This window comes from Pseudomonas nabeulensis (genome assembly GCF_004682045.1).
Classification (GTDB): Bacteria; Pseudomonadota; Gammaproteobacteria; order Pseudomonadales; family Pseudomonadaceae; genus Aquipseudomonas; species Aquipseudomonas nabeulensis.
This window is the reverse complement of record NZ_QUZT01000114.1, coordinates 1-10,171: the sequence shown is the minus strand read 5'-3', so window position 1 is coordinate 10,171 and position 10,171 is coordinate 1. Positions and strand designations below refer to the sequence as shown.

At 61.5% G+C, this 10,171-nt stretch carries 7 protein-coding genes; 4 read left to right on the top strand and 3 right to left on the bottom strand.

The genetic code is table 11. From position 1 onward, the window contains the following. Both DYL61_RS30485 and DYL61_RS30480 read right to left on the bottom strand, forming a co-directional pair. Positions 1 to 3,073, bottom strand: a 3,073-nt coding sequence (locus DYL61_RS30485) for an efflux RND transporter permease subunit (RefSeq protein ID WP_135311469.1), incomplete at its 3' end; no start/stop codon positions are given. Between the two features lie 2 nt (positions 3,074 to 3,075). Continuing rightward, entirely contained in the window at positions 3,076 to 4,182 is a 1,107-nt protein-coding gene (locus tag DYL61_RS30480; protein ID WP_135311468.1) for an efflux RND transporter periplasmic adaptor subunit, read from the bottom strand. A 188-nt stretch (positions 4,183 to 4,370) separates the two neighbouring features. Here DYL61_RS30480 and DYL61_RS30475 point away from each other — a divergent pair, with 188 nt between their 5' ends. Beyond that, positions 4,371 to 5,237 (top strand): pirin family protein, encoded by an 867-nt coding sequence (locus DYL61_RS30475; RefSeq protein WP_135311467.1) that lies wholly within the window; start codon positions 4,371 to 4,373, stop codon positions 5,235 to 5,237. 252 nt (positions 5,238 to 5,489) lie between these two features. After that, complete coding sequence (locus DYL61_RS30470; protein ID WP_135311466.1) at positions 5,490 to 6,935, top strand: mechanosensitive ion channel domain-containing protein; 1,446 nt, start codon at positions 5,490 to 5,492, stop codon at positions 6,933 to 6,935. On the opposite strand, the gene DYL61_RS30465 is transcribed toward DYL61_RS30470, so the two are convergent. After that, a complete protein-coding gene (locus DYL61_RS30465; protein ID WP_135311465.1) occupies positions 6,930 to 8,324 on the bottom strand; it encodes a sodium:solute symporter family protein in 1,395 nt (464 codons plus the stop codon). The two genes, DYL61_RS30470 and DYL61_RS30465, sit on opposite strands and share 6 nt — an antisense overlap. A gap of 323 nt (positions 8,325 to 8,647) precedes the next feature. On the opposite strand from DYL61_RS30465, the gene DYL61_RS30460 reads away from it, so the two are divergent. Together DYL61_RS30460 and DYL61_RS30455 are read left to right on the top strand one after the other, a co-directional pair. Continuing rightward, a complete protein-coding gene (locus tag DYL61_RS30460; protein WP_135311464.1) occupies positions 8,648 to 9,166 on the top strand; it encodes a sigma-70 family RNA polymerase sigma factor in 519 nt (172 codons plus the stop codon). Beyond that, entirely contained in the window at positions 9,163 to 10,071 is a 909-nt protein-coding gene (locus DYL61_RS30455) for a FecR domain-containing protein (RefSeq protein WP_135311463.1), read from the top strand. Before DYL61_RS30460 ends, DYL61_RS30455 begins: the two co-directional genes overlap by 4 nt. Positions 10,072 to 10,171 lie beyond the last annotated feature (100 nt).

Below are 10,171 nucleotides of genomic sequence, written 5' to 3'. Positions count from 1 at the left end.
ATGGGAGGGGCGTTTCGACAAGGTTGGTCTTGGCCCGGCCCAGCACCAGGCTGCATAACGCCGGCAGGAACAACAGCGTCAACACCGTGCCCACCAGCACGCCGCCAATCAGCACATAGGCCAGGGACGACCAGAACACCGACAGTGTCAGCGGGATAAACGCCAATGCCGCCGCTAATGCCGTCAGGATCACCGGCCGTGCGCGTCGTACGGTGGCTTCGATAATGGCTTCACGAATCGCCATGCCGTGCTCCTGGTTCTGGCGAATCTGGTCGGTGAAGATCAGCGTGTTGCGCATCAAAATCCCGCCAATCCCGATCAAGCCCAGGATCGCATTGAAGCCGAACGGCTGGTTGAACAGCAGCAACGTCGGCACCGCCCCAATCAACCCCAACGGCGCCGTGGCAAACACCATGAACATCACGCCAAACGAGCGCACCTGGAACATGATCACCGTGAGGGTCAGCAAAATCATGATCGGGAACAGCGCCGCCAGGGCGACGTTGGCCTTGGCGCTTTCTTCCACCGGGCCGCCGATGTCGATCTGGTAACCGACGGGCAGGGTGGCGATCAGAGGTTGCAGGTCTTTGTAGACGGCCATTTCCACGTCGGGCGGTTGTACGCCGTCGATGATGTCGGCGCGCACCTCCACGGTGGCCGCACGGTTGCGGCGTTTGAGGATCGGTTCTTCCATCACCGCCTGGAATTGCCCGACCTGGGCCAGCGGCACCGACGTACCGGCGCTGTTGGTCAGGGTCATGTTGTTGAGGTTGCCGAGGTTTTCACGTTGGCTGCCTTGTGCGCGGGCCACCACGGACACGGTGCGGTTACCCTCGCGCACTTCGGTGATCGGGTTGCCGCTGAGCAGGGCGTTAAGCTGGGACTTGACCTCGTTGGGGGTGAAGCCCAGCAGGCGCAGGCGGTCTTGATCCAGCACCAGGCGATAACCGCTGGTGCGCTCGCCCCAATCGAGGAAGGCATCCTTGGTCAGTTTGTTGGCCGCGACGACTTTGCGTACGTCTTCGGACACGCCGCGCAGCACGTCCACATTGGGCCCGGACACTCGGAACACCACGGGGAACGGCACGGGCGGGCCGAACAACAGTTGGGTGACCCGCACGCGCGCGGAGGGGAATTCACCGGCGGCAATGCGCTCACGCATGCGTATTTTCAAGGCGTCGCGGGCATGGGAGTCAGGGGTTTGCACGATCAACTTGGCAAATGCCGGGTCTGGCAACTCAGGGTTCAGCGACAGGAAAAAACGTGGCGCGCCGCCGCCCACGTAGGTGTCGACCATTGTGGTCTGCGGCTCTTGCAGCAGCGCTTTCTCCAATTGCGCGGCTACCGCTTCGGTGCTTTTGAAGGCGCTGCCCGGTGGCATATACACCTCGAGGATCAACTCGGAACGGTCGGAGTTGGGGAAGAATTGCTTCTTCACCACGCCCATGCCCAGGCCACACAGCACAAACGCCGCCACCACCAATCCGGTAACCCACCAACGCTGGCGTACACAGGCTTCTACCACCCGGCGCAGCTTCTGGTAGTAACGCCCGGCGTAGATCGCGTCATGGCCGCCGGGGACGGGCTTGATCGGCGGCAGCAATTTCACGCCCAGGTAGGGCGTGAAGACCACGGCGACCAGCCACGAGGAAATCAGCGCAAAGCCGACGATCCAGAAGATATTACCCGCGTATTCGCCCGCGCCAGAGCGGGCAAAACCCACTGGCAGGAAACCGATGATGGTTACCAAGGTTCCCGTCAACATCGGAGCCGCAGTGGAACTCCAGGCAAAGGTCGCGGCGTGGATCCGGTCGAAGCCTTCCTCCAGTTTCACCACCATCATCTCGATGGCGATGATGGCGTCGTCCACCAGCAGGCCCAGGGAGATGATCAGCGCACCGAGGGTGATGCGGTCGAACTCGCGTCCGGTGAGCAGCATGATCACAAACACCACGGACAAGGTCAGCGGCACCGCAGCGGCCACCACCAACCCCACGCGAAAGCCCAGGGCCAACAGGCTGATGACCATCACCACCGCCAGGGCGACGAAGAATTTGAGCATGAATTCGTTCACCGCCAGGCTGATGTTCTTAGCCTGGTCGGAAACTTTGGCGAAGTTCACGCCGAGGGGTAAGTCTGCCTGGATCCTGGCTTCCTGGGCCTTGAGGCTCTTGTCCAGTTCCAGGCCGTTCCAGTGTTTTTCCATGATCACGCCGAGCATCAACGCCGGGTCGCCCTGGTGACGGATGCGATAGCTGGGCGGGTCTTCATAACCACGGCTCACCGTCGCCACGTCGGCGATGCGCAGTACGCGGCCGTTGACTTCCAACGGCACGTTTTCAATCAGCGACAGGCTGTCGAAGGCGCCGTCGATACGGATATAGGCGCGGGCACCGGCGGTCTCTACAAAGCCCGACGGTGCCACGGCGTTTTGTGCTGCGAGCGCCTGGAAAATCTGTTCCGGCTTGATGCCCAGCGTCGCCAGGCGCTCATAGGAAAACTCCACGAACACTCGCTGCGGCTGCTCGCCGAGGATATTGACCTTCTTGACACCCGGCAGGTTGAGGAAGCCTTGGCGCAGTGCTTCGGCCATCTGCACCTGTTGCCGGTGGGGCAGGTGCTCGGCTTCCAAGGCGTACAGTGCAAAGTACACATCGGAATATTCATCGTTGAAGAACGGCCCGATCACGCCCTTGGGCAGCTTCGCGGCTTCATCGCTGAGTTTCTTGCGAGTCTGGTAGAACAGGTCCTGGATGTCGCTGGGGAGGGTGGACTCCTTGAAGGTCATGCGCATCGACACAAAACCGGGTTGGGCGATGGTCTCGACGCGGTCGTAGTAGTCCAGTTCCTGCAGGCGTTTTTCCAGGCGGTCGGCCACCTGTTCCTGCATTTCCTGGGCGGTGGCGCCGGGCCAGGCGGCGGTGATGGTCATGACCTTGACCGTGAACGACGGGTCTTCGGCGCGCCCCAGCTTGCCGAACGAAAAGATCCCGGCAGCGAGGATCGCAATGATCAGGAACAGCGTGACTGCGCGGTGCTTGACCGCCAGTTCAGAGAGGTTGATGCCGCGCATACTCAGTTGTCCTGCTTGCGGTTGAGGGCCAATGCCTGGGCAGGCAGCAGGCGTACGGCGTCACCGCTGTGCAGCAAGTGCGCGCCAAGGGCGACGATGAGTTGGCCGGGGGCCACGCCGCTGTCGAGCAGGGCGTCTTCCTGGCCGAGACTGGCGACCTTCACCGGGGCGAAGCTGACCTTGTCGTCCGCACCGATCAGCCATACCCCCGTGCCTTGCCCCGTATCCTGCAATGCACCGATAGGCACTCGCGTTTGCTGGGCCTGGCCATTGCCTTGCAGGCGCACGGTGATGGTGGAACCGAGGGCAAAACGCTCCACGGAGCCGTGCAATACATAGCGAGCGCGGTAGGTGCGGGTGGTGGGATCGGCGCTGGCGGACAGCTCGCGCAGGGTGGCCGTTACGGCCTGATCCGGCGCGCCGAAGGGGAACGCCAGGGCTTTTTGCGTGGCCTGGTCACGCTGGTTTTCCGGCAGGTTGACGATGGCTTCACGGGCGCCGTCATGGGCCAGGCGCGCCACGATTTGGCCTTCGGCGACCACCTGGCCGCGGTCCACGCGCACATCGGTAATGATGCCGTCGCCGTCCGCCTTGAGCACGGAGTAGGTGCGACGGTTTTCGATTTGGCTGGCATCCGATTGCGCCGACGCCAGTTCGGCCTCGGCGACCCGCAGGTTGGTGGCCGACTGATCAAAGATCTGCCGCGAGACGGCGCCGGTATTGGCCAGGCGCTGGTAGCGGTTTTCGTCGTCTCGACGCTGACGCAGTTGGGCCTGGGCGGCGTTGACGCGGTTTTTGGCCGAGCGCAGCGCCAGTTCAAAGTCGCCGATATCCAGCACCAGCAGCGTGTCGCCACGGGACACGTGCTGGCCGGGATCGACCTTGCGTTCGATCACTTTGCCGCTGACTCGAAAACCCAGGTCACTTTCGGTTCGGGCGGCCACTACGCCGGTGTAGGCGCTTTGTTGCGTGCCGGACGCTTCGACCTTTGCGGCGAGTACGGGGCGCGATGGTGGCGCTTCGGCGAGGGTGTCGGCTTGGCTGTTGCAGCCGCCAAGCACTATCAACAAGGCCAGGGGCGTGAGAAGACGCAGGGGAAGAGGGTGCATGGCGGGCTCCGGGGCGTGACCATTGGACTAAAAATTACGATCGTAATCTTTTGCGAATATTATGGTCGAAATATAAATTAATCCAGCCCCAGGTTGATTGTTCTACTCATGGAACGATCAAGGCTGTTTTTACCTGCTAGTGCTTATGGGTCGATGGAATTAAGGTGTACTCACTTTGGAGGACCACCATGAAAAAATTGATCGGTATCTACACCAGCCCACGCGGCCACTGGGTCGGCGACGGCTTTCCGGTGCGCACGTTGTTTTCCTACGACGGTCTGGGCAAACACATCAGCCCATTCCTGTTGCTGGACCACGCCGGGCCCGCCGATTTCACCCCCACCAGCGAACGTCGTGGTGTAGGCCAGCACCCCCATCGCGGCTTTGAAACCGTGACCATCGTCTACGACGGCGAAGTCGAACACCGCGACTCCACCGGCGCCGGCGGCACCATCGGTCCTGGCGATGTGCAATGGATGACCGCCGCCCGCGGCATCATTCACGAGGAATTCCACTCCGAAGCCTTCGCCCGTAAAGGCGGCGCGCTGGAGATGGTGCAACTGTGGGTCAACCTGCCGGCCAAGGACAAAATGGCCGACGCGGGCTACCAGACCATTGTCGACGGCGACATCCCCGTGCTGCCGCTGGCCAATGACGCCGGGCACTTGCGTTTGATTGCCGGTGAGTTCAATGGCACGAAAGGCCCAGCCCGTACGTTTACGCCGATTGATGTGTGGGACCTGCGTCTGAACGCCGGCAAACCGGTGACCCTGGACCTGCACGCCGGGCGCAACACGGCCCTGGTGATCCTGCGCGGTACGGTGCTGGTCAATGGCGAGGAAGTCGCGCGCCAGGGGGATCTGGCACTGTTTGAGCGGGATGGCAGCCAACTGACGCTGGAGTCCAACGATGACGCCAAGGTGCTGTTGCTCAGCGGTGAGCCGATTGATGAACCGATCGTGGGGCATGGGCCGTTCGTGATGAACACCGAGCAGGAGATTCATCAGGCGTTCGAGGACTTTCATTCGGGCCGGTTTGGCCAGATGCAAGACTAAGAGGGGCGAGCCCTAATGCCAGTCAGTTAAGGGCAAACAGCGTACTTGTGGCGAGGGAGCTTGCTCCCGCTGGACTGCGCAGCAGTCCCCTCTTCGGGGCCGCTACGCGGCCCAGCGGGAGCAAGCTCCCTCGCCACAGGTTACTTTCACACTTGCTACTTTTAGGGCAAGCCCTCCCACATTTTGCTCCGTGCTATACCCGCCATCAGCATTTCATGCGATCTTCTGCGCATTCGCCCTGGAGTCGCCTGGATGCCCTCATTTATCTCCGATCACCCGATGCTCTGCGCCCTGGCGCTGATCTTCATCGACATCGCCGTCTGGCGTCTTATCTCTGTCAACCTCGCCACCTGGAAACTCGCTGCACGCCTGGTGATCTTCACCGTGTACAGCGCCGTGCTGTTCAACGATGGCATGAACCCCATGCTCGTGGCGCCGTATGCCGACAACACTGCATTACACCTGGCCGCAACGGCGTTGCAGATCGGCTGGTGGCTGTTCGCGGCACGAACCCTGACGGTGTTGCTCGGCACGCTGATGATGCAACGGGTCGGCCACACCGGGCGGCTGTTGCAGGACCTGCTGGGGGCGGTGATTTTCCTGATTGCGATCATCGCCGCGCTGGCCTATGTGCTCGACCTGCCCGTGAAGGGTGTGCTCGCCACGTCCGGGGCGGTGGCGATCATCGTCGGCCTGGCGTTGCAAAGTACCTTGAGCGATGTGTTTTCCGGGATCGTGCTTAACACCACCAAGCCTTATCAGCTGGACGACTGGATCTCCATCGACGGCACCGAAGGCCGGGTCACGGACATCGACTGGCGGGCCACGCGCCTGCAAACGTCCCAGGGCAGCATGGCGGTGATTCCCAACTCCCTGGCGGCCAAGGCCAAGATCATCAATTTTTCGCGCCCGGCGGATATGTTCGGCCTGGCCGTCAGCCTGCAAGTCAGCCCCCATGCGCGCCCGCAAACGGTAATCGAGGCGTTGGAGCGAGCCATGCAGGGATGCCGTCCGTTGCTGGCCAAGCCGGCACCGAGCGTGGCATTCAAAACATCGGCCAGTGGCGGTGTCGAATATGAAATAAGCGGTTTTGTGCCGGCCATGGCCCTCAAGCGTGAAGTGCGCAATCAGCTTTATGATTTGGCGTTCCGTCACTTGCAGGCGGCCGGTGTTGGGGTGTTGTCCGCGACCGAAAATAGCGCGCCTGCCGTCATGTCTGCCGCCCGGGCGTTGCTGGAGCGCTCGTCAATTTTCTCCACCTTGCGCCAGGAGGAAAAGGACATGTTCAGCCAGAACATGGTCCTGCACACCTATCGCACCGGTGACATGATTTTGCCGGCGGGTGAGGTGAGTGATCACTTGTTTATTATCGAGTCCGGCGTGGTCTCGGTGAGCCTGGTCAAGGACGGCCACAAGTTCGAAGCCGGGCGCATGGGGCCAGGGGAGGTGATCGGCGAGGCGGGGATCTTGTCCGATCAAGCCGCGTTGGCGGACTTCTCGGCCAAGACCTTCTGCACCCTGTACCGCATCGAGAAGGAATACTTGAAGCCTTGCCTCGACGCCCGCCACGACATCAGTGAAGCGATGAAGGCGCTGCTGGATTTCCGCCTGCACGCGGCGCAGGCCTTGACCCAGGAGACGCCTGTTGTGCCCGCCAAGAAAGGCTTCCTGCAATGGCTGCGTAAACGCGGCCTATGATCGGAGTGGCTGCAATTGCGACTGCTTGCGCGTCATATGGCTGATGCTCATGATCACCAACGGCGTAAACAACGCCACATAGGCGTTATCGATGCCCCACGGGTTGCCCGCCAGGAACCAACCCACCGTCGCCACCAACGACGCAATGATGCTCAGGAATGCCCCGGTCGCCGTGCCAAAGCGCGGCGCATAAAACACCAGCAAGACCAGTACTGCCAACGATGCACGTAGGGCCTTGCCGAGAAAGGCGATCATCAGCACTTTGTCCGAGGTCAATGCCAGGGCGATGGGCAACAGGCCCACGGCAATGGTCGCCAGGCGCACGAAACGCAGGTTTTTCTCGTCACTTTTTTCCGGGTTGAACCAGGGCTCATAGAAGTCACGCAGCAACAGTGTGGCCGAGCCCATGCTCACCGCAGAAATGGTGCCGAACAAGGAACCTGCCAGGCCCGCCACCACCAGACCGGCGGTGAATTGGTCCATGCTGGCGATCAGGCTGGGAAAGGCTTGCAGCGAATCCACCTGAGGGAACAGCACCGCGCTGCACATACCGATCAACGCCGCGCCGATGCCAAACGGCACCATCAATACCGCCACGTAGAAACACGCGCGTTGGGCCTTGCCGGCGTGGCTCACGGTGTTCACCGCCTGGATCACGTATTGGGTGGAAAAGATCGAACCGATCCCGGCAATCATCCACGCGATGATCTGGCCCCAGCCCACGGTGGTCCACTCGAACATGCTGGCAGGCAATTGCGCCTGCAATTGGCCAATGCCGCCGACCTGCTTGAGGCCGAACCACAGTGCCAGTCCGACCCCCAGATACTTCAAGGCCGCATGCACAAAGTTGGTATAGATCACTGAGCGCATGCCGCCGATGCTCACGTACACCACCGAGACCACCCCGACAATCACGATGGCCAGGGTTCGGTCCACCTGCATCACACTGGCCAGCACTGCACCGCCGCTGGCGTAGATCGACACGGCGACAATCTCCAGGGCAAAAATCGTGATGATCGACGTGGCAAAACGCGTGCGCTGGCCGTAGTTGCGCGAGAGCACGCCAGAGATCGTGTTATCGCCCAGTTCCTTGTATTTGCGCGCCAGCAGCCAGGCGAACAACACAAAGCCCAGCGCCAGGGCAAACAGGTTCCAGGCGGCCGAGAGGCCAACCTTGAAGCCGGTCTGGGCGGTGCCGATGCTCACCGCCGTGCCGATAAACTCCGAGAGCATCAGGAAACCAATCAGGAACGCCGGAAAATGCCCGCCCCCCGTGGTGTAGTTGGTGGCACTGCGCGAGTGTCGACGCACGCCGTAGCTGATCAGCGCGAGGCTGAGCATGTACAGGCCGGTGATGGACAGGACGATCCAGGAAGAATGGGTCTGCATCTTTATACTCTTTAGGTATTTTTATAATTGGCGTTAGTTTCCTCCCTGGGTTTTGCTCGCGTCTAATATCAAGTGAGTATGGTTTGATACGCTGAGGGTATCAAAGACGCCCGCGGCAAGTACGTTGCGGGCCTGGCTGGCGGTGATGATGCATTGGTAAATCGGCCATGGCATGGGACGGACCTTATTGGCTTATCTGCAAAATTCCATAACCAGACACATGCTAAAGATCCGTCGTTTTAAAAAGCCCATGGTGTGTCGTGGCGATATTAAATAGAATGAATCTCATTTGAGACAGAGTCGCGCCGCGCAGGTCGCTTGCCATGAATGATGCTGTTGTCCCCACGCACCGCCCCGAACTGACATTGTCGAGCCTGTACCGCGACCACAGCAGCTGGCTGGAAAGCTGGCTGCGGCGCCGCCTGGGCAATGCCTGGGATGCGGCGGACCTGAGCCAGGATACGTTCCTGCGAGTACTGGCCAGCGCCCAGCCGGTTGCACAGATGAAGGAACCGCGTGCGTACCTGGTGACCGTTGGCAAGCGCCTGCTGGTCAACTTTCATCAGCGACGCAGCCTTGAACAGGCGTACCTGAACGCCTTGGCCACGTTGCCGCAAGCCTGCGTACCTTCACCGGAACAGCGCTGGTTGCTGCTGGAAACCCTGCAAGCGCTGGATGAATTGCTCGACGGCTTGCCCGCCTTGGTACGGCGAGCGTTCCTCTGGAGCCAGCTTGAAGGCCTGGGCTATCGCGAGATTGCCGAGCGCCTGGAGGTTTCCGAGCGCACGGTGAAGCGCTACATGGCCCAGGCCTATGAGCATTGCCTGTTGGTCGACCTGTGAGCCGTGACGTTGCCCGCGCCGCTGCGCAGTGGTTGGCGTTGCTGGAGTCCGGCGCGGCTACCGAAGGTGATCACGCCGCTTTGCAGCATTGGCGCGACAGCCATCCCCAACACGAACAGACCTGGCAAAAAGCCCAGACATTGCGTCAGCGCTTCAGTGACTTGCCCCAGGCCCTGGCGATGGCCAGCCTTGACCGTCCGCAACCGGGACGGCGCGCAGTGCTCAAGCGGGCATTGGGGCTGGCTGCGCTGGTGCCGACTGCGTGGTTGATCAGTCGCCAACTGCCTGTCGAGGCGTGGCGCGCCGACCTGCGCACGGCGACCGGCGAGCGCAAACGCCTGCCGTTGAGCGATGGCGCTTACGTGCAACTCAACACCGCGACAGCGATAGATATCGATTTGGCGCAACGGCGTATCAGCCTGCTTGACGGCGAGCTGGCGCTCAGCGTGCCGGGCAGGATGGCGATGACGTTGCGCACCCGCTATGGCGAGGTCAGCGTCAGTCAGGCTGAAATCTGCGTTCGGCAACTGGCCGACGGTTGCCGTGTATCGGTGCTCAAGGGCACAGCCCAAGTGCGTGACATGAATGGGCAACTGGCGACTTTGCAGCAAGGGCAGCAAGCGTCGTTAAAGGCCAGCGGGATGGGTGACTGGGCACCGTTTGACGTGTCACAGCTGGGCTGGCGCGATGGCGTGTTGACCGCGCAGAACCAGCCACTGGGGGATTTTCTGCGGGAGTTGGAGCGCTATCGGCCGGGTGTCTTGCGCTGGGATCCGCGCCTTGAAGCATTACGCGTGACCGGCAGCTTCCGCCTTGACGATACCGACCGCATCCTCAGCCTGCTGGCCTCGACCCTGGGGTTCGAGGTGCAGGCACGGACACGCTACTGGATCACCCTCACCTAATGCCAGTCAGTTAAGAGATGACAGGAGCAACACCGCCTCTGTAGTGAGCGGGCTTGCCCCGCGCTGGGTGGCGAAGCCGCCCCAAATCCATCCACCGCAT